This window comes from Corallococcus sp. CA054B (assembly GCF_003611625.1).
Classification (GTDB): Bacteria; Myxococcota; Myxococcia; order Myxococcales; family Myxococcaceae; genus Corallococcus; species Corallococcus coralloides.
Genome location: NZ_RAVY01000050.1, coordinates 27,474 through 50,459, shown reverse-complemented (window position 1 = coordinate 50,459; position 22,986 = coordinate 27,474). Strand labels below are relative to the sequence as shown.

1 protein-coding gene (cut by a window edge) is annotated in these 22,986 nt (G+C 72.3%); it reads left to right on the top strand.

The window, feature by feature from the left end:
- Positions 1-22,986, top strand: part of the annotated coding region (locus D7V80_RS15105) for a non-ribosomal peptide synthase/polyketide synthase (RefSeq protein ID WP_120588829.1) (this coding region is incomplete at its 5' end). 12,331 nt of the annotated region lie beyond the right edge of the window; 22,986 of its 35,317 annotated nt are in view.

Below are 22,986 nucleotides of genomic sequence, written 5' to 3'. Positions count from 1 at the left end.
GGAGGTGGGGGGCGAGGAGCGCGCGGTTGTGGTGCAGGAAATCGACGTGCGGCGGTTGGGTGGGCTGCGTGAGCAGCTGGCGGCGGCGGACGCGGCGGTGGGCACCATCCGTCAGCGGCTGGCGGAGTCGCACGAGGTGCAGGCGCACGCGGTGGTGCTCATTGAGCCGGGCAGCCTGCCGAAGACGTCCAGCGGCAAGGTGCAGCGGCACGCGTGCCGTGCGGCTTTCCTCGCGGGGACGTTGCAGGAGGTGACGGCGTGGCAGGCGGAGCCACCGGGTGGCGCGGGTTCGTCGCCCGAAGCACCCCTCCCCGCTTCATCCGCATCCATGCCGGGCACTGGGTTCTCTGGTTCTGGCGCCACCGCTTCAGCTGCCTCGGGCGCGGCCGGGGTCGGGCCCATCTCCGCGTCGGGCTTCGGCGCATCCGGGCCGTTGGCTTCGACTGGGGCCTCCGGTTCCGGAGCCTCGGTTTCAGACGTCTCGGGCTCCGGTAGGCCCGGGTCAAACACGGCGCCGGGCTTCGAAGCATCCGAGGCTTCGTCCGAGCCGGCAGCGAGTCATGAGGGCGGAGCCATCAGCCTGGGCGCTGGAGCACGCGAAGCGGCGCACGTCTCCGAGGGCCTGCCCGCGAATGCGAACGAAGCAGCGCTGATTGCATGGCTGCGCGACGTCGTGGCCCGGCACGTGCGCATGCGCCGTGAGGAGATCGACGTCGATGCTCCGGTGACGCGCTACGGACTGGACTCGTTGGGCGCGGTGGAACTGGCCCACGAAATCAGTACCGGCACGACGACCCTGACGGTGCCCATGGAGTGGTTGCTCCAGGGACCGAGCATCACGTCTCTTGCACGGCAGCTGATCTCGGCCCGGACGGCGGCGTCCGCCCCCGCAGCGAGCACGCTGCGCCGCCGGGACGTGAAGGGCGACCGGGCGACGTCCTTCGCACAGGCGCGGCTGTGGTTCCTGGACCGGTACGCACCCGGCGACGTGACCTACAACCTTCCCGCCGCCGTGCGGCTGGAAGGCGAGCTGGACGTGGCCGCGCTGGAGAACAGCCTCCTGGTGCTCGCCGCGCGCCATGACGCGCTGAGGACCTCCTTCCGGGAACAGGACGGAAGGCCTCTACAGGTCATCGCGAGCGTCGCCTCCCTGCCGCTGGCTCGCGTGTCCTTGGAGTCCCTGCCCGCCGACACCCGCGAGGCCGAAGCCTCCCGCCTGGCCCACGAAGAGGCCCGCCGCCCGTTCGCCCTGACGCAGGGGCCGCTCGTGCGCGCCACGCTGCTGACGCTGGACGCACGCACGCACGTGCTGGTGCTCGTCATGCACCACGCCGTGTCGGACGGCACGTCCATGGCCGTGCTGGTGCGTGAGCTGTCCACTGTCTACGCGGCGCTGCGCGAAGGCGGCCCATCGCCGCTGCGCGCGCTGAAGGTGACTTACGCCGACTACGCGGAGTGGCAGCGGGAGTGGCTGGACGGAGCCGCGCTGGCTTCACACCTGGACTACTGGCGCCAGCAGCTCGCGGGCGCGCCCCGCCTGCTGGAGCTTGCGACCGACCGACCGCGTCCCGCCGAGCGTGGAACGCAGGGCGCCCGCGTGCCGGTGGTGCTCGACTCGCGGCTCGCCGAAGCGGTGCGCAAGCTGGCGGTTCACGAGGGCGCCACCCCCTTCATGGTCCTGCTCGCGGCCTTCCAGGCGGTGCTCGCGCGCCGCTCGGGACAGGACGACGTCAGCGTGGGCACGGCCATCGCGGGCCGCGACCGCGCGGAGCTGCAGGGACTGGTGGGCTTCTTCGTCAACACGCTGGTGATGCGCACGCGGCTGTCCGGCGCGCCCACCTTCCGTGAGCTGCTGGGCCGCGTGCGCGCGACGGCCATGGACGCGTACGCGCACCAGGACGTGCCCTTCGAGAAGCTGGTGGAAGCGCTCCAGCCCCCGCGCGAGCGCGGGCACACGCCCCTCTTCCAGGTGATGTTCATCCTCCAGGGCGCGCAGGTGGGCGCCCCCGTGCTGCCGGGCCTCCAGTCGCGCTTGCTGGACGTGCACACCGGCACGGCGATGTTCGACCTGACGCTCTCGCTCTCCGAATCCGCGCGGGGCTTCGAGGGCTGGCTGGAGTACGCCACCGACCTCTTCGACGCGGACACCGTGGCTCGCATCGCGGGTCACCTGCGCGTGCTGCTGGAGGCCGCCGTCGCGGACCCCTCGCGTCAGGTGGATGCGCTGCCGTGGCTCAGCGCCGACGAGTCGGAACACCTCCTCGCGCTGTCTTGCGGCCCCGACATCGAGTTCCCCTCGGACACCACCGTCTCCTCGCGCTTCGCGGCGCAGGTGGCCCGCACGCCCGATGCCGTGGCGCTCGTCGCCGGGGATGGCCGGCTGACGTACCGGGAGCTGCGCGCTCGGGCCCGGGCCGTGGCGCACACGCTGCGGCAGCGTGGCGTGGGGCCGGATTCGGTGGTGGGGCTGTGCGTGGACCGCTCGGTGGAGCTGGCGGTGGGGATGCTCGGCATCCTGGAGGCGGGGGCGGCCTACCTGCCGTTGGATCCGGCGTACCCGGCGCAGCGGCTCGCGGCGATGTGGGAGGACTCGGGGGCGAAGGTCCTCGTGGGGCCTCGTCGCCTGGAGGACGTGCTCGCGGTGCCGGCCGAGCGCCGGCTCTTCCTCGATGACGTGGACCCTTCGGTGGGCGCGGACTTCGTGCGGTCCGCGAGTGACGCGCGGACGCTGGCCTATGTCCTCTACACGTCGGGTTCGACGGGCCGGCCCAAGGGCGTAGGCGTGCCGCACCGGACGGTGATGAACTTCTTCCGCGCGATGGATGCGCACGTCTCGCCGTGCCCGGGCACGTGGCTGGCGATGACGAGCATCTCCTTCGACATCTCCGTGCTGGAGCTGCTCTGGGCCTGGACGCGCGGCTTCCAGGTGGTGCTCGCGCCCACGGGCCTGGAGCCCGCGGCGTTCGCGGACCTGCTGGAGCGCCACGCCGTCACCCACTTCCAGTGCACTCCGTCGTACGCGCGTGCGCTCGTGGAGGAACCCCGGGCGTTGCAGGCGCTGGGCGGGCTGCGGCAGCTGCTCGTGGGCGGCGAAGCGCTTCCGGCGGGCCTGGCCTCGAAGCTGAGGGAGCACGTCCCTGCCCTGCTCAACATGTACGGTCCCACCGAGACGACGGTGTGGTCGTCCATGCATCGCGTGGAGACGGACACGGCCGGCACGGTGTCGCTGGGACGGCCGCTGGCGAACACGGGGCTGCACGTCCTGGATGACCGGCTGAGGCCGGTGCCGGTCGGTGTCCCCGGTGAGCTGTTCATCGGCGGTGAAGGCGTGGTGCGCGGCTACCTGGGCCGGCCGGACCTGACGGCCGAGCGCTTCGTGCCGGACGCGTTCCTCGAAGCGCCGGGCACGCGGATGTACCGCACGGGCGACCGGGTGCGCTGGAGCGCGGACGGGACGTTGGAGTTCCTGGGCCGCATCGATCACCAGGTGAAGCTGCGCGGCTTCCGCATCGAGCCGGGCGACATCGAAGCCGCGCTCCGCACGCACCCCGAGGTCCGCGAGGCCGTGGTCGACGTGCGCGACCAGCGCCTCGTGGCCTACGTCGTCCCGGCCACCGTGGATGCCGGCGCCCTGCGTGAACACCTGCGCTCCCGCCTCCCGGAGTACATGGTGCCCTCGGCCTTCGTCGGCCTGGACGCACTGCCCCTCACGCCCAACGGCAAGGTGGACCGCGGCGCCCTGCCCGCCCCCGCGGTGCCTGCCGCATCCGAGGACACGGTCCCGCTGACGCCGCTCCAGGAGCAGCTGGCCGCGCTGTTCCAGGACGTGCTGCACGTGGAGCGCGTGGGCGCGCACGATGACTTCTTCTCGCTCGGTGGGCATTCGCTGCTGGCCACCCAGCTCGTCACCCGCGTGAGCGCCCGGTTCGGCGTGGACCTGCCCGTGCGAGCGGTCTTCGACGCACCCACCGTGGCACGGCTCGCGGAGCGCATCGAAGCGCTTCCGTCCCGATACCCCGCCGCCCCCATCCCCAAGGTGTCCCGAGACGAGGCGCTGCCGCTGTCGTTCGCGCAGCAGCGCATGTGGTTCCTGAACCAGCTGGAGCCCGGTCAGGCCCTCTACAACATCCCCCTGGCCCTGCGGCTCTCCGGTTTCCTGGACGTGGACGTGCTGCGCCGCACGTTCGCGGAGCTCGTCCGCCGGCACGAACCCCTGCGCACCACCTTCGAGGAGCACGAGGGCCAGCCGCTCCAGCGCATCCACGCGCCGCCGTCGGACTGGTCCCTGCCGGTGGAGTCCCTGCCCGAAGGCGCCGGGCGAGACGCCATCCTGCAACAGCGCATGCGGGAGGACGCGACCCGGCCGTTCGATCTGGCCACCGGTCCGTTGCTGCGCACGAGGCTGCTCCGGCTGTCCCCGGACGAACACGTGCTGCTGCTGTGCATGCACCACATCGTCACGGACGGCTGGTCCCTGGGCGTGCTCGTGCACGAGGTGGGCAGCCTCTACCCGGCGCTCGCGGCGGGACGTCCGTCGCCGCTCCCGGCGCTGGAGGTGCAGGCCGCGGACTTCGCCGCATGGCAGCGCGAGCAGGAGGACTCCGAGACGGCCCGCGCCCGGATGGACGCGCTCAAGGAGTCCCTGAAGGACGTGCCCGTGCTCACCCTGCCCTCCGAGCAGGGACAGTCCGGGACCCGGTCGACGCGTGGGGGCAGCCATGTCTTCACGCTGCCCGAGTCCCTGGTGCGGTCGCTGGAGCAGGTGGGCCGCGACCGGGACGCCACGCTGTTCATGGTCCTGATGGCCGGGTACCAGGCCGTGCTGTCGCGCTACTCCGGGCAGGATGACTTCGCGGTGGGCACGCCGGTGGCCCACCGCACCCGGCCGGAGCTGGAGCCCCTCATCGGCGTGTTCCTCAACACGCTGGTCCTGCGCGCCCGCCTGGACGGGGCGCCCCGCTTCTCCGAGCTCCTGGACCGCGTGCGCGAGTCCTCCCTGGCCGCGTACGCGCACCAGGACGTGCCCTACGAGCGGCTCGTGGAGGCCGTGGCCCAGGCGCGCGGCGGTGAGCGCACTTCACTGTTCCAGGTGATGTTCGTGCTGCAGAACGCGCCGCTGTCCACGCCGGTCCTGCCCGGTGTCCGAGTGGAGCGGCTGCACACCTCGACGGAGACCGCGCGCTTCGACCTTCATCTCTCGCTCACCGCGAGCGACGGCGGCCTGGAGGGAACGCTCGAATACAGCCGGGACCTCTTCTCCGAGGCCGCGGCGGCGCGCTTCGCCACCCACTTCCAGGTGCTGCTGGAGGCCGTGGCCCGCGATGCGGCGACGCCCGTGCACCTGCTGCCGCTGATGGGAGACGCGGAGCAGCGGCTGCTGGCGGCTTGGAATGCCACCGGGCGCGACTACCCGCGGGAGGGCACGCTGCACGGGCTGGTGGAAGCGCAGGTGGCGCGGACTCCAGATGCCATCGCGGTGGACTTCGAGGGCGCGCGGCTGACGTACCGCGAGCTGGACGGCCGGGCCAATCAGCTCGCCCGTGCGCTGCGGGCGCGCGGCGTGGGACCGGAAGTGCGCGTGGGCATCTGCGCGGAGCGGTCCCTGGAGCTGGTGATCGCGCTGCTGGGCGTGCTCAAGGCGGGCGGCGCGTACGTGCCCATCGACCCCTCCGCGCCAGCGGAGCGGCGGACGTACCAGGTGGAGGACTCGGCGGTCGCGGTGGTGCTGACGCAGCAGCACCTGCGGCCGTTGCTGTCGGTCGGGAGCACGCCGGTGCTCTGCCTGGATTCGGACTGGCCCCAGGTGGCGAGCCTGTCGCCGGAGCCCGTGGAGTCGGGCGTGGGCGCCGAGCACCTGGCCTACGTCATCTACACGTCGGGCAGCACGGGGCGTCCGAAGGGCGCGATGAACACCCACGCGGGCATCCGCAACCGGCTGCTCTGGGTGCAGGACGCCTACGGGTTGGGGCCTCGCGACGTCGTGTTGCAGAAGACGCCGTTCAGCTTCGATGTCTCCGTCTGGGAGTTCTTCTGGCCGCTGATGACGGGAGCGCGGCTGGTGGTCGCGAGGCCAGGCGGGCATCAGGACGCCGCATACCTGGTGGACGTGATGGCGCGCGAAGGCATCACGACGGTGCACTTCGTGCCGTCCATGCTCCAGGTGTTCCTGGAGGAGCCGGGGCTGGAGCGCTGCACGGCGCTTCGCCGCGTCGTGTGCAGCGGTGAAGCGCTGCCGCTGGAGCTGAAGGACCGCTGCCTGGAGCGGCTGGGCGTCCTCCTCCACAACCTCTACGGCCCCACGGAGGCCGCGGTGGAAGTGACGGCCTGGACCTGCGAGCGCCATGACGGACGGCGCTCGGTGCCCATTGGCAGGCCGGTGGCGAACACGCGCATCCACGTCCTGGATGCGGCGTTGCAGCCGGTGCCGGTGGGCATCGCGGGAGAGCTCCACATCGGCGGCGTGCAGGTGGGCCGGGGGTACCTGGGCCGGCCCGCGCTGACGGCGGAGCGGTTCATCCCGGATCCGTACGGCCCGCCGGGCGCGAGGCTCTACCGCACGGGAGACCGGGCCCGAGTCCTCGCCGACGGCACCATCGAGTACCTGGGCCGCCTGGACTTCCAGGTGAAGCTGCGCGGCTTCCGCATCGAATTGGGCGAAGTGGAGTCGGCGCTGCGCCAGTGCGAAGGCGTGCGCGACACCGTGGTGGTGGTGCGCGAGGGCGCGCCCGGCGACCAGCGCCTGGTGGCCTACGTGGTGGGCCAGGGCGTGACGGCCGAGGCCTTGCGCGAAGCGCTGAAGGCGAAGCTGCCGGAGTACATGGTGCCCTCCGCCTTCGTGGTGCTGGGCGCGCTGCCGCTGTCCCCCAACGGGAAGGTGGACCGCAAGGCCCTGCCTGTTCCGGACGTGCATCCGGTCGCCGTGGCGCCTTCGAAGCCCCAGCGGATGACGCCCTTCCAGCAGCGGATCGCGGACCTGTTCCGCGACGTGCTGCGGGTGCCGAAGGTGGGCGTGCACGATGACTTCTTCGCCCTGGGTGGACACTCGCTGCTGGCCACGCGGCTGCTGTCCCGCGTGCGCTCCACGTTCCAGGTGGAGCTGCCCCTGCGGGGCATCTTCGACGGAGCCACCGTCGCGGAGGTCACCGAGCAGGTGGAGGCCCAGCTCCTCTCGCGCAAGGACCTTCCGCGCGTGCCCGCGATCCGCAAGGTGCCTCGCGACGGTGGACAGGTCCTGTCCTTCGCGCAGCAGCGGCTGTGGGTGATGGAACAGCTGCAACCCGGCGCCACGCCCTACGTCCTGCTTGGGGCCGTGCGACTGGAAGGCGCACTGGACGTGGAGTCCCTGCGCCGCGCGCTGGAGTTCCTCGTCGAGCGCCACGAAGCGCTTCGCACCACGCTCGCGCTGAAGGGCCGCGACCCTGTCCAGGACATCCACCCCACGCCGGTCTGGGCGCTGCCCGTGACGGACCTGGGCGACCTGCCGGACCCTGAATCCGCGGTCCAGCGACTGGCACGCGAGGAGGCAGGCCGGCCCTTCGACCTGGGCACGGGGCCGCTGCTGCGTACGCGCCTGCTGCGGCTGACGTCCACGCAGCACGTGCTGCTCCTGGGCATGCACCACGTCGTCTCCGACGGCTGGTCCCTGGGCGTGATGGTGCGCGAGGTGGCCACGGCCTACGCGGCCTTCGCTTCCGGCAAGGCCCCGGTGCTGCCGGAGCTGCCCGTGCAGTACGCAGACTTCGCGGCCTGGCAGCGCGGCTGGCTCCAGGGCGAAGTGCTCGCGGACGAAGTGGCGTGGTGGAAGGAGCAGCTCGCCGGTGCGCCCCGGGTCCTGGAGCTGCCCACCGACAAGCCTCGGCCCACGACGCGCTCCCCGCACGGCGCGCTGATGCCCGTGCACGTGCCTCGCGACCTGGCGGACCGGTTGGCGGGGCTCGCCCGGCGCGAGGGCGCCACGCCGTTCATGGCCCTGCTGACCGTGTGGCAGGTGCTGCTGTCCCGCTACAGCCGGCAGGAGGACCTGCTCGTCGGCGCTCCCATCGCGGGCCGCACCCATGGCGACGTGGAGGGGCTGGTCGGCTTCTTCGTCAACACGCTGGTGCTGCGCGCGCGCATCCATCCGGAGGCGTCCTTCCGCACGCTGCTGGGACAGGTGCGGGACACGACGCTCGCGGCCTATGAGCACCAGGACCTTCCGTTCGAGAAGCTGGTGGAGGAGCTCCAGGTGCCGCGCGACCTGGGCCGCACGCCGCTGGTGCAGGCGGTCTTCGCGCTCCAGAACGCTCCGGCCGAGGCGTTCGATGCGCCGGGGCTGAGGATGGAGCCGCTGGAGGTGGACGCGGGCACGGCGCACTTCGACCTGAGCCTGCTGCTCACGGAGACGCCGGACGGACTGCGCGGCTCCATCGAGTACAGCACCGACCTCTTCGAACGCGACACCGTGGCCCGGATCGCCGGCCACCTGCTCGTGATGCTGGAGGCTGCTGTCGCCGGGCCGGACGTGCCCCTCTCACGGCTGCCGTGGCTCACGCCGGAGGAGCGCCAGCAGGTGCTCGTCGCGTGGAACGACACCGCCCTTCCCTATCCCTCCGATAGCACGCTCGCGGAGCGCTTCGCGCGGCAGGCCTCGCTGCGTCCGGACGCCATCGCGGTGGAGGACGGGGATGAACGGCTGACGTACGCGCAGCTGGATGCGCGGGCCAACCAGCTCGCGCATGTCCTGCGGGCCCGGGGCGTGGGGCCGGACGTGCGGGTGGCGCTGTGCCTGGAGCGCTCCGTGGGCTTCGTCGTCACGGTGCTCGGCATCGTCAAGGCTGGCGGCGCGTACGTGCCGCTGGACGCGTCGTATCCCGCGCAGCGGCTGAGCTTCATGCTGGAGGATGCGCGGCCGCACCTGCTCGTCACTACGCGCGAGCTGCGCGGCCGGCTGCACCTGCCCGACGCGTCCCTGCCGTGCCTGTTCCTGGAGGAGCTGTCACTGGCCGGCGAGCCCGTCACCGCGCCGGAGACCGGTGTGGGGCCGCGCAACCTGGCCTACGTCATCTTCACCTCTGGCAGCGGCGGCCGCCCCAAGGGCGTGGGCGTCGAGCATCGCGGCCTGCTGCGAGTGCTGCATGCGGCGCCATACCTGCACTACGGGGCGCGCGACACGGTGCTGCTCTTCGCGCCCGTGTCCTTCGACGGCTCCGTGTTGGAGCTGTGGATGCCGCTGGTGCATGGCAGCCGGCTCGTCATCTTCCCGGGCCACGTGCCCGCGGGTGACATGGACACGCTGGCCCGAGTGGTGGAGCGCCACGGCGTCACCTTCATCCACCAGCCCTCCGGTCTCTTCTCGCAGTTGATGGAGCACCGGCCGGACATCCTCGGGCGGCTGCGCGAACTGCACACGGGCGGCGACATCGTCTCCGCGCCGCACGTGCGCCGCGCGGTGGAGTCGCTGGGCATCCCCTTCACCAACGGCTACGGCCCCTCTGAATGCTCCATTGTCGCCACCGCCTTCACGGTGGAGCGGCCGGACCAGGTGGGTACGTCGGTGTCCATCGGCGCGCCGCTCGCCAACACGTCCGTGTACGTGCTGGACGCGAAGCTGAACCCGGTGCCCGTGGGCGTGCCGGGCGAGCTGTTCCTCGGCGGTGACGGCGTGGGCCGGGGCTACGTGTCGCGGCCGGACCTCACGGCGGAGCGCTTCGTCCCGGATGCCTACGGCACGACGCCGGGCGCGCGGCTGTACCGCACGGGAGACATGGGCCGCTGGCGCGCGGACGGCACGCTGGAGTTCCTGGGCCGCATCGACACGCAGGTGAAGGTGCGTGGCTTCCGCATCGAGTTGGCGGAGGTGGAGGCCGCCCTGCGCGACCTGACCGCGGTGCAGGACGCCGCGGTGGTGGTGCGCGAGGACGTGCCCGGGGACAAGCGGCTCGTGGCCTACGCGATGCCTGGACCGGGGCACGTGCTGGAGGCCTCGGCGCTGCGCGCGGCGCTGCGGCAGCGGCTGCCGGAGTACATGGTGCCGTCGGTGTTCGTGATGCTGGACACCCTGCCCCTGAACCCCAGCGGCAAGGTGGACCGCAAGGCGCTGCCCGCGCCGGACGCCGCGTCCACCGGACGTCAGGGCCGCTTCGTGGAGCCCACGCACCCGCTGGAGCAGCGCCTGGCGCCCGTCTTCGCTCGCGAGCTGGGCACGGACCGCGTGAGCGCGCAGGACCACTTCTTCGAGGACCTGGGCGCCACGTCGCTGACCGTGGTGCGGCTGGCCGCGCGCCTGCGCGAGGAGCTCCAGCGCGAGGTGCCCGTGGTGTGGCTGTTCGAGCACCCCACGCTCGAAGGGTTCGTCCAGCGGCTGGAGCGTGAGTCGCAGGGGCCGGGCACCGCACCGACGCCCGTGTCTCAAGCGCCCGGTCACCGTCCGCGCGAGGCACCGAAGGCCGGCGCGTCCGGCTCCATCGCCATCATCGGCATGGCGGGCCGCTTCCCCGGCGCGATGACGGTGGCGGAGTTCTGGCGCAACCTGCGCGGAGGCGTGGAGTCCATCACGCGCTTCTCACCGGAGGAGCTGGAGCACCTGTCCCTCCTGCCGGAGGGGCTGGAGCTTTGGCACCAGCCGGCCTTCGTCCCGGCCGCGGGCGTCATCGACGGCGCGGACCGGTTCGACCACGCGTTCTTCGACATGTCGCTGCGTGAGGCGCAGTTCACGGATCCGCAGCAGCGGCTCTTCCTCCAGACAGCGTGGGCCGCGCTGGAGGACGCGGGCATCGACCCGGAGCGCTTCCCCGGCGCCATCTCGCTGTACGCGGGCGCCACGGGCTCCGGGTACACGGACGCGGTCCGGCAGGCGATGCCGCTGGACGCGGCGTCGTACATGGAGCTGCACGGCACCGCCACGCACGAGAGCCTGGCGACGAAGGCGTCCTTCAAGCTGGGGCTCACGGGCGAAAGCGTGCTGCTCTACACCGCGTGCTCCACGGGTCTGGTGGCCGTGCACCTGGCCAGCCAGAGCCTGCGGACGGGCCAGTCCGACGTGGCGCTCGCGGGCGCGATGCGGCTGTCGCTGCCGCAGCGCACGGGCTACGTGCACGAGGAGGGGCTCATCTTCTCCCCGGACGGCCACTGCCGCGCGTTCGACGCGAAGGCGGGGGGCACGCTGTCCGGCAACGGCGTGGGCTCGGTGGTGCTCAAGCGCCTTGAGGACGCGGTGCGGGATGGGGACGCCATCTACGCCGTCATCCGGGGCTCGGCGCTGAACAACGACGGCCGGAACAAGTCCGGCTTCACCGCGCCCAGCGTGCAGGGACAGGCGGCGGTGGTGTCCCAGGCCCTGGCCAACGCGGGCGTGGCACCGGAGGCCGTGGGCTACGTGGAGACCCACGGCACCGCGACGCCGCTGGGCGACCCGATTGAAGTGGCGGCCCTCACGCGCGCGTACGGCCTGGGCGCGGAGCACCGGGGAAGCATCGCGCTGGCGTCGCTGAAGACGAACGTGGGCCACCTGGACACGGTCGCGGGCCTGGCGGGCCTGATGAAGGCCGCGCTGTCGCTGCACCATGGAGAGATTCCCCCCAGCCTCCACTTCGAGAAGCCCAACCCGCAGATCGACTTCGACGCGGGGCCGTTCTTCGTCAACACCACCCTGAGGCCGTGGCCTCGGGGTGAGACGCCCCGCTTCGCCGCGGTCAGCTCCTTCGGCATTGGCGGTACCAACGCGCACGCGGTCCTCGAGGAGGCCCCCCTGCGGCGGAGTGGTGCCACCTCGCGGTCCCATCAGCTCGTCCTGCTGTCCGCGCGTTCGCCGGAGGCGTTGCAGGCGGCGGCGCGGCAGCTCGATGCGCACATGGCGGAGGACGTGGATGCGCAGGCGCTGGCGGACCTGGCGTTCACGCACGCCGTAGGCCGCAAGGCGTTCGAGTACCGCCACGCGCTGGTGGTGAAGGACGCGGCGGACCTGGTGTGGCAGCTGCGCAAGCCAGTGGCCGCGGTGAAGACCGAGAAGCGCGCGCCCCGGGTGGCGTTCGTGTTCTCCGGCCAGGGAGCGCAGCGGGTCGCGATGGGACGCGAGCTGGCGGAGGCGTCGCCCCGGCTCCGCGCGCACCTGGACGAGTGCCTCGCGTTGTTGGAGGCGCCGCTGCGGGAGCGCGTGTCGCGGCTGCTGTCGCCCGAGGCCGGTTCGGAGGCGGAGGCCACGGCGGCTTTGGCGGACACGCGCGTGGCGCTGCCTGCGTTGTTCAGCGTGCAGGTGTCGCTGGCGCGGCTGTGGCAGGACCTGGGCGTGACGCCGTACGCGGTGCTGGGGCACAGCTTCGGTGAGTACGCGGCGGCGTGTGTCGCGGGCGTGCTGTCCCTGGAGGACGCGATGCGCCTCACGGTGGCGCGCGGTGAGCTGATGCACCGCATGCCGCCGGGCGCGATGCTCGCGGTGGCGCTGCCCGTGGCTCGGGTCCAGCCGCTGCTGTCGGGCCGGCTGGAGCTGGCGGCGATGAACACGCCGGACCGCTGCGTGGTGTCCGGCCCGGTGGAGGAAGTGGAGCGGCTGGAGGCCCAGCTGAAGGCCCAGAAGGCCGGAGCGGTGCGCATGCCCGCGCCGCACGCGTTCCACTCGGTGGACGTGGAGCCGTTGATGCCGGAGTTGGCGCGCGTGGTGGGCACGCTGCGCCGGTCAGAGCCGGCGGTGCGCTACGTGTCCAGCCTCACGGGGACGGTGGCGCAGCCCGGGCAGCTGGCGGACCCGCGCTACTGGACCGAGCAGATGCGCAAGCCCGTGCACTTCACCCGCGCGGTGGAGACGCTGCAGGAGGAAGGCTGCGCGGTGCTGTTGGAGGTGGGCCCCGGTCAGGACGTGACGCCGCTGGTGCGCGCGAACCTGATGGGGGTGGAGAGCGGCGCGCCTCGCGTCCGAGGCCTGCCGTCGCTGCGGTCGGGCGGGAAGACGACGGATCAGATGGGTTGGCTCCAGACCGTGGGCGAGCTGTGGACCGCGGGCGTCCCCGTGGACTGGAGCGCGTTCTACGCGCACGAGCAGCGCCTGCGGCTGCACCTGCCCACGTACGTCTTCCAGGAGAAGACCGTCTGGGTGGAGCAGAAGGCGCAAGGCCGCGTCACCGTGAAGGCCGTGGAGGCCGCTGCCCTCCCCGCTTCGACCGCGAACGAAATCGCGCGTTCGGCGCCGGTCGCGGAATCGGCCATCCTCGAAGCATCCCCCGAGGCTCCTTCCGCGCCCGCTCAGCCCGCGCGTGACGATGCCCCGCGTGGCGAGGTGGAGGAACGCGTGGCCGCGCTGTGGCGCGCGCGCCTGGGCCTGGAGTTCGTGGGCCGCCATGACGACTTCCTGGAGATTGGCGGCAACTCACTGACGGCCGCGCAGCTGCTCAACCAGGTGCGCGATGCGTTCGGCGTGAACCTGCCGCTCGCGGCCCTCTTCGAAGCCCCCACCGTCGCGGGCATCGCGGAGCGCCTGGTGCCCCTGCTGCGTCAGGCGCCGCAGGCCGTCGTCTCCGCGGAACTCCCGCTGGTGCCGCTCGCACGCACCGGCGAGCTGCCGCTGTCCTTCGTGCAGGAGCGCGTCTGGCGCCTGGAGCAGCACCTGCCCGGTCAGTCCGCGTACAACATCCCGTTCGTCCTGCGGCTCGAAGGCGACCTGAACGCGGACGTGATGGAGCGCGGCATCCAGGAGATCGTCCAGCGCCACGAAGCGCTGCGCACGACCTACGACGCCGTGGACGGCCGCCCCGTGCAGCGCTTCCACGCGCACATGCGCGTCCCGCTCACCCGCGTGGAGCTGAGCGGCCCGCTGGAGACGCGCGAACCCGAGGCCCTGCGGCTCGCCCGCGAGGACGCCGCGAAGCCGTACGACCTGGTCCACGGTCCCGTGTTGCGCACCACGCTCGTGCGCGTGGACACGCGGCTGCACCTGCTCCTGTGCGGCATCCACCACATCGTCAGCGACACGCTGTCCATCACGCTGTTCGTCCATGAGCTGGGCCAGCTCTACGACGCCTTCCTCCAGGGGCGTCCGTCCCCCCTGCCCCCGCTGCCCGTGCAGTACGCGGACTTCGGCGCGTGGCAGCGCAACAGCATCGCGGGCGGCCACCTGCCCGAACAGGACCAGGGCTGGCGGCAGCGGCTGGCCGGCATGCCGCGCAAGCTGGACCTGCCCACCGACCGCCCGCGCCCCACCGCAAGCCCGCTCACCTCCGAGCGCATGACGGTCGAGTTCCCGCCCACGCTCGCCCACGAGCTGGTGGCCTTCGCGCGCCGCGAGGGCTTCACCGGCTACATGACGGTGCTCGCCGCGTGGCAGACGCTGCTGCACCGCTACAGCGGCCAGACGGACGTCGTCGTTGGAACGCCCATCGCGAACCGCACGCGGCCGGAGCTGCTGCCGCTCATCGGCTACGTGGCGCACTCGGCGGCGTTCCGGACGCGCTTCACCGAAGGCCTCACGTTCCGCGAGCTGCTGGCCCAGGTGCGTGACGAGGTCGCCGACGCGCAGACGCGTCCGGACGTGCCCTTCGAGTACCTGGTGGAAGCGCTCATCCCGGGCCATGACATCGGCCGCGGCCGACTGACGGACTCCGTGTTCGTCTACCACACGGGTGCGGCCGCGGGCGCGGGGACGCTGAACCTGACGGGCCTGCGTGGTTCGCTGGTGGAGGTGCCGGGCACGCCCGTGCAGTGGGGCGCCACGCTGGCGGACCTCACGCTCCTGCTCTCCGAAGCCCCCGGCCGAGTCCACGGCGTCCTGGAGTACGCGACGGAGCTGTTCGACGCCGCCACCGTGGAGCGGCTGATGGAGCACTTCCAGGTGTTGCTCGGCGCTGCGCTCGCCCGGCCTGAGACGCCTGTCTCCCAGCTGCCGCTGATCACGGAGGCCGAGCGCCGCGCCTGGCCCGCGCCCCATGCCTCGCCGGGCTTCACCTCCGTGCCGGCCCTGCTGGCGGAGCGGCGTGCACGCCACGCGGACGCCATCGCCGTCTCGCGCGGGGATGCGCACTGGACCTGGGCCGAGCTGGGCGCCCGGGCGGATGCCCTGGCCGCGAGGCTGAAGTCCCTGGGCGTGACGGCCGGGACTCCGGTGGCCGTGTGCCTGCGCTCGTCGCCGGAGAAGCTGGCCGCGCTGTGGGGCGTGCTGGCCGCCGGTGGCGCGGGCATCGCGCTGGGCCCGGCGGACCTGACGCAGTTGCCCGTCTACGCGCCGGAAGGCGCCCGCGTGCCGGTGCTGGTCACCACGCGCGCGCTGGTGGCGTCCGTGCGCGTGGAGGCTTCGCGCGTCGTGTACGTGGAGGACGTGGACGCGTCGGGTGCTCCCCTCCGTGCAGGCGTGGACGCGCACGCGCTGGCGTGGCTGCTGCCCACGGGCTCCGGTCAGCCTGCCTGGGCGCTGGGCCACCGCGAGCTGTCGGAGTTCTTCACCGGCCTGGACGCGCGGCTGTCCCCGCCGGATGGCGGCGCATGGCTGTCCGCGAGCGAGGCCTCCGCGGACCGTCCGGAGCTGGAGGCCCTGTGGGCGCTCACGCGAGGACTGCGCGTGGTGTACCCGCCGGAGCGCATCACCGCGCGTCTGGTGAGCCTGGGCGGCGGCGGGCCTCGCGCGAAGGCGATGGACCTGAGCCTCATCTACTTCGCCAACGATGAGGACTCGCTCCAGGGGCCCAAGTACGAGCTGTTGATGGAGGGCGCGAAGTTCGCGGACGCGAACGGGTTCTCCGCGGTGTGGACGCCTGAGCGGCACTTCCATTCGTTCGGCGGCCTGTACCCGCAGCCCGCGGTGATCTCCGCCGCGGTCGCGGCTGTCACGAAGCACCTGCACGTGCGCTCCGGCAGCGTGGTGCTGCCGCTGCATGATCCGCTCATCATCGCGGAGCAGTGGTCCGTGGTGGACAACGTCTCGCAAGGCCGAGTGGGTCTGTCCGTGGCCACGGGCTGGCACACGCAGGACTTCACCTTCGCACCGGCGAACTTCGAGAAGCGCCGCGACATCCTCCTGGAGAAGCTGGCCACGCTGCGCGCCCTGTGGCGCGGCGAGCGCTTCAAGCGCCCCGGCGGCGCGGGCACCATGGTGGAAGGAGCGCTGCGCCCGAAGCCCGTGCAGAAGGAGCTGCCGGTGTGGCTCACCGCCACGTCCAACCCGGAGACCTTCCGCATGGCGGGTGAGCTGGGCGCGGGCGTGCTCACGGGCCTGCTGTCGCACTCGCTGGAGGAGCTGAAGCCGAAGGTGGCCCTGTACCGCGAGGCGTGGCGCCGCAACGGCCACCCCGGCCGGGGCCATATCACCTGCATGCTGCACACGTACCTGGGCGACGAGGACCAGGAAGTGCTGCGCCTCGTGCGCAAGCCGCTGCTCGCGTACTTCCGCAGCTCGGTGGACATCCTCACGTCGCTGCTGCTCACCCAGGGCTACCAGGGCGACATCCAGAAGCTGTCCCCGGAGGACATCGACGCGCTGCTGGAGCACACCTTCGAGAACCACGCCAAGACGACGGGCCTCGTGGGCACGGTGGACGGCGCGGTGAAGCGGCTGCGCGACGTGCGCGCGGCGGACGTGGACGAGGTGGCGGCGCTCATCGACTTCGGCCTGGATACGCCGGTGGTGCTGGAGGGCCTGCGCCGGCTGGCCGTGGTGCGCGAGCGCATGGACGCGGAGGCCACCGCCCGCCAGGAGCAGGTGCTGGTGGAGGCCGAGGCGGGCGTGGAGGGCCTGCTGGAGCTGGCACGCCAGTCCGGCGCGGTGCTGCTGCACACGTCGGCGCGGCTGGCGCGTTCGCTAAGCGAGCTGCCCGGAGCGCGTGAGTCGCTGTCCCGCGTGGGCGCGCTGGTGTTGGAAGGCGCGTCGGTGGAGCTGGGCGCGGCGCTGCACCGGGCCGCGGGCGTGGAGGTGTGGCTGTCCGGTGACGCCCAGGAAGGCGCGCTGCTGCCGCGCACACTGGGAGAACGCATCCCCGCGAACCTCCAGGCCTGGGTGCTGGACGCGGCCGGTCAGCCCGTGCCCGCGGGTGTGGTGGGTGAGCTGGCCCTCGCGGGCGCGGGGCTCCCCTCCGCGCTGTGGCGTGCGAGCGACGACGACCGCCGCCTGGTGCCGCACCCCCGAGAGGCCGCGGCGCGGCTGTACCGCACCGGCCGCCATGCCCGGTTGCGCGCGGATGGCCGCGTGGAGCCCGTGGCGTCACCGTCCCGCCTCCCCCCTCCGCCCGTGGCGCGTCCCGCCGCCGTGGAAGCGCCGCGTCCCGCCGTGGCGCCCGTCGCCGCGCGCCCCGCCGCTCCGGTCGTGAACGAGGGCCCGCCGCCCATTCCGCGCGTGGGCCGCGACCGGCCGCTGCCCCTGTCCTTCGCGCAGCAGCGCCTCTGGTACCTCCAGCAGCTGGAGCCCGGCAGCGGCGCGTACAACAACCCGTCGCTCTTCCGCCTCGTCGGGGAGCTGGACGTGGACGCGCTCCAGGCCGCGCTGGATGCGCTGGTGGCGCGGCATGAAGTGCTGCGCACCACGTACGCGCTGGAGGGCGACCGCGCGGTGCAGGTCATCCACCCGCCGCGCGGCCTGCCGCTCCCGCGCCGCGACGTGGAGGGCGACACGCCGGAGGCCCGCGAAGCGGAGATGCAGCGCTTCTGCAGGGCCTACGCGCTGTTGCCCTTCGACCTGGAGCAGTCCGTGCTGCGCGCGACGCTGCTGCGCCTGGAGCCTCAGGTGCACGTGCTGGCGATCGTCTTCCACCACGCCGTGTCCGACGCGTGGTGCAACATGGTCGTCGCGCACGAGCTGACGGCGAACTACGCCGCGTTCCACTCGGGCCAGCTGTCGCCCCTGACGGAGCTGCCGGTGCAGTACGCGGACTACGCCGTGTGGCAGCGCGCCTGGCTGGACGGCGGCGTGATGGAGGCGCAGCTCGGCTGGTGGAAGCAGCAGCTGACCGGGGCGCCCGTGCTGGAGCTGCCCACGGACCGGCCGCGTCCCGCCCTCCAGTCCTTCGAGGGCGCGCGGTACCGCTTCGCGTTCCCCGCCGAGGTGTCCGCGCCGCTGCTGGCGCTGGGCCGCCGCAACGGCGCCACGTCGTTCATGGTGATGATGGCGCTCTTCCAGACGCTGCTGTCGCGCTACTCGGGGCAGGACGACTTCGTGGTCGGCACGCCCATCGCGGGCCGCACGCGCCCGGAGGTCGAATGGCTGCTGGGCTGCTTCATCAACACCCTGCCCTTCCGTTCGAAGCTGTCCGGCCAGCCGTCCTTCGTGGAGCTGCTGGGCCGCGTGCGCACCCAGGCCCTGGAGGCCTACGCGCGCCAGGATGCTCCGTTCGAGCGGGTCCTGGAGACACTCGAGCTCCCCCGTGACCTGAGCCGCACGCCGGTCTTCCAGGCCGTCCTCAACGTGATCAACACGCCGGAGGCAAAGGGCCAGCTGCCGTCGCTGGCGCTGAGTCAGGTGGAGGTCCCCACCGACACGGCCAAGTTCGACCTGTCCCTGGAGGTGCTGGAGAGCCGCACGGGCATCGCCTGCCATCTGGAGTACGCCACCGCCCTCTTCGACGCGGCCACCGTCGAGCGCATGGCGGAGCACCTGGTGGTGCTCGCGAGGGAGATCATCGCGGCGCCGGAAGCCCCGCTCGCGAAGCTGTCGCTGCTCACTCCGTCCGCGCGTGAGCAGGTGCTGCGAGGATGGAACGACACGCACGTGGACTTCCCCGCTGGTGCCACGCTCCAGCACCTCTTCGAGTCCCAGGCCGACCGCACGCCGGACGCCTTCGCGATCCAGTTCGAGGACCAGCGCCTCACGTACGCGCAGCTCGAAGCCCGGGCCAACCAGCTCGCGCATGACCTGCGTGCGCACGGCGCGGGTCCGGAGACCCTGGTGGGCGTCTGCATGGAGCGCTCGCTGGAGATGGTGGTCGCCCTGCTGGGCGTCCTGAAGTCCGGCGCGGCTTACGTCCCGTTGGATCCGGCCACGCCCGCGGAACGGCTCGCCGGGATGTTGGAGGACACCGCCGCGCCCGTGCTCCTCGTGCAGGAGCGCTTCCGCGCCGCGCTGCCTCCCCGGACTGCGCATGTCATCGCGCTCGACACCCAGTGGGAGGCCATCGCGCGCGAGCCTACCGTCCGGCCTTCGCCGCTTGCCGGTGAGGACTCGCTCGCCTACGTCATCTTCACGTCGGGCAGCACGGGCCGTCCCAAGGGCGCGATGAACGCGCACGCGGGCGTCGTCAACCGCCTGCGCTGGATGCAGGGCCGCTACGGCCTGACGCCGTCGGACACGGTGCTTCAGAAGACGCCGTTCAGCTTCGACGTGTCCGTCTGGGAGTTCTTCTGGCCCCTGATGACGGGCGCGAGGCTGGTGCTCGCGCGGCCCGGCGGACATCAGGAGCCGGACTATCTGGTCGCACTCATGGCGCGCGAGGGCGTGACGACCACGCACTTCGTGCCGTCCATGCTGCGCGCCTTCGTGGAGGAGCCCGGCCTGGAGCCCCTGCCGCGCCTGCGCCAGCTGATGTGCAGCGGCGAAGCCCTGCCCGCGGACCTGGTGCTCCGTGCCCAGGCGCGCCTGCCGCACACCACGCTGCACAACCTCTACGGCCCCACCGAGGCCGCCGTGGACGTGACGTCCTGGGAGTGCCCGCGCGACGAACCCCTGCGAGTCGTGCCCATCGGCAGGCCCGTGGCCAACACGCGCATGCACGTGCTGGATGCCCACGGCCAACCGGTGCCCGTAGGCATCCCGGGCGAGCTGTTCATCGGTGGCGTGCAGGTGGGCCGGGGCTACTGGCGCCGCCCTGCCCTCACCGCCGAGCGCTTCATCCCCGACGCCTTCAGCGACACGCCCGGTGCGCGCCTGTACCGCACGGGCGACATCGCCCGGTGGCGCACGGACGGCACGCTGGAGTACCTGGGCCGCGCCGACTTCCAGGTGAAGCTGCGAGGCTTCCGCATCGAGTTGGGCGACATCGAAGCCGCGCTGCTCACCCATCCGGACGTCCGGGAGGCCGTGGCCGTGGTGCGCGAGGACGCGCCCGGTGTGCGGCGCCTGGTCGCCTATGTCGTCTCGGGCGCGGACCTGGAGCTGGCCTCGCTGCGGACCCTCTTGTCGCGGCGGCTGCCGGAGTACATGGTGCCCGCGATCTTCATCCCGTTGCCGGCGCTGCCGCTGACGTCCAGCGGCAAGGTGGATCGCAAGGCCCTGCCCACGCCGGAGGTCCAGCGCGCCGCGACGCGGGAGTACGCCGCGCCCCGCACGGCAACGGAGCGGACGCTTTCAGAGGTCCTGGCCCAGGTGCTGCGCGTCGAACGCGTGGGGCTCGATGACAACTTCTTCGAGCTGGGCGGCGACTCCATCATCAGCCTCCAGGCCGTCGCCAGGGCCCGGCAGGCCGGCATCCAGCTGTCCGTCCGCGATCTGTTCCAACACCCGACGCTGGCGGCCCTGGCCTCCGTGGCTCGCGTCAGCGGTGGCCGCCTCGCGGAACAGGGACCGGTGGTGGGCGAGGTGCCGCTCACGCCCATCCAGCGCCAACTGCTGGAGCGCGACCCCACTCACGCCCATCACTTCAACCAGGTGCTGCTGCTCCAGGTGCGCCAGCCGTTGAAGGCGGCATGGGTGGAAGAGGCGCTCCAGACCCTGGTGGTCCACCACGACGCCCTGCGCATGCGCTTCGTGCGCGAGGACGGCGGCGCCTGGCGCCAGCAGAACGCCGCGCCCGACGAGGCCCGGGTCTCCCTGCTCCAGATTGACCTGTCCGAACTGCCCGAGGACATGCGCTCGGCACGGCTGGAGGAGGAGGCCGAGCGCCTCCAGGCCTCGTTCGACCTGTCCCGGCCGCCCCTGCTGCGCGCCGCGCTCTTCCACTTCGGCGCCGGCCAGGAACAGCGCCTGTTGCTGGTCCTCCACCACCTGGTGGTGGACGGCGTGTCCTTGCGTGTGCTCGTCGAGGACCTGGAGACCACCTACCTGAGGCTGCGCACGGGCCAGTCCCCCGCGCTTCCCGCGAAGACGACCTCCTTCCTGGCCTGGGCCCGCAGGCTGGAAGCCCACGCCCTGTCCGACGCCCTGCATGCGCAGACGGCCCTCTGGCTCGACGAGGCCCGCAGGAACGTGGCCCCGTTGCCCACCGATGGCTCCGGGCCCGGCACCGAGGGTTCGCACCGCACCATGTCCGTGCGGCTGGAAGCGGAGCAGACCCGGCTGCTGCTCGAAGAGACGCCGGAGGCCTGGCGGGCGCGGATCAACGACATCCTGCTGACGGCCCTGGCCCTGGCCCTGCGCGAATGGACGGGCCAGTCGCGCCTGCTCATCGACCTGGAGGGCCATGGTCGCGAGGCGCTCTTCGCGGACGCGGACGTGTCCCGCACCGTGGGGTGGTTCACGTCGCTGACGCCGGCCCTGCTCCAGTTGCCGGAGGGTGGCTCGGCCGGAGACTGCCTGCGCGCGGTGCGCGATTCGCTGTCCACCTGGCCCGACCGCGGCATCGGCTACGGCCTCCTGAGGTTCATGGGGCCCGCGGAGCTCCGGCAGCGGCTCGCGACCCTGCCGTCCGCGCAGGTGGTCTTCAATGGCCTGAGCCAGCGGGACGGTTCCCTCGGCGCCAGCACCCTCTTCGCCCCGGGCACCGAGCCCACCGGCATGACGGTGTCGCCCGAGGCCCTTCACGCGCACGCGCTGTCCGTCAGCGGCTACGTCGTGGACGGACAGCTGCGGATGGACTTCGGCTTCAGCCATGAGTGGCATCACGCCGCCACCATCGAAGCCCTGGCCCAAGGCTTCACGCGCGCGCTGCGCGAGCTCATCGCCCAGCGACACTCGGAGGACGCGCGCAGGCGGACGCCGAGCGACTTCCCGCTGGCGCGTCTGTCCCAGACCTCGCTGGACGCAGTGCTCGCGGCGCAGGGCCCCACGGTGGAGGACCTGTTCCCGCTCTCCGCGCTCCAGGAGGGCATGCTCTTCCACGCGCTGAATGATCCGGAGGCGGGCTTCTACTTCGAGCAGACCGCGTGGTCGGTCCACTCGGATGTGGACCTCGCGCTGTTCCAGCGGACGTGGCAGGCGGCGGTGGACCGCAACCCCATCCTGCGCACGGCCTTCGTGTGGAAGGACCTGGAGGCGCCGCTGCAGGTGGTGCATTCACACGCGGTGCTGCCGTTCGAAGCGCATGACTGGCGCCACCTGTCGGAGCCGGAGCAGCAGGCCGGACTGGAGCGGCTGATCGCGGAGGACCGCGCGCGCGGCTTCGACGTGTCGCGTGCGCCCCTGTCGCGCATGACGGCGGTGCGGCTGGGAGACGCGCGGTGGCGCTTCGTCTGGAGCCACCATCACCTGCTGTTCGACGGCTGGAGCCTGGGCCTGTTCTTCCAGGAGGTCTTCGCCATCTACGACGCGCTGACCGCCGGGACACCGCTGCCCGCCGCCGGGCGTCCGCCGTTCCGCGACTACATCGCGTGGCTGGGCCAGCGCGACGTCGCGGAGGACGAACGCTTCTGGCGCGGCCAGCTGGGAGGCCTGTCATCGCCCACGCCCCTGCCGGCCATGCGTCCTCCGTCCGCGCACCCCGATGGCACGGTGAATCAGCCCAACCGGGTGCTGACGCTTCCGGAGGAACGCACCACGGCGCTGGAGGGCTTCGCCCGGCAGCACCGGCTCACGGTCAACACGCTGACGCAAGCGGCCTGGGCCCTGGTGCTCGCACGCCATGCGGACACGCGCGATGTGCTCTTCGGCACCACGTTCGCGGGCCGGCCGCCGGAACTCGCGGGCTCGGAGGAGATGCTGGGCCTGCTCATCAGCACGCTGCCGGTCCGCGTCGCGATCCCCGACGAGGACGCGCCCGTGCTGTCGTGGCTCCAGTCCCTCCAGGCGAAGCTGTTGGACATCCAGCAGCACCAGCACACGCCGCTGGTCGCCGCGCACGGCTGGAGCGACATCCCCCGAGGCCTGCCGCTCTTCCAGTCGCTGCTCGTCTTCGAGAACGTCCCCCTCGATGAATCGGTGCTGCGCCGCTCCACCGCGCTGGATCTGCGCGACTT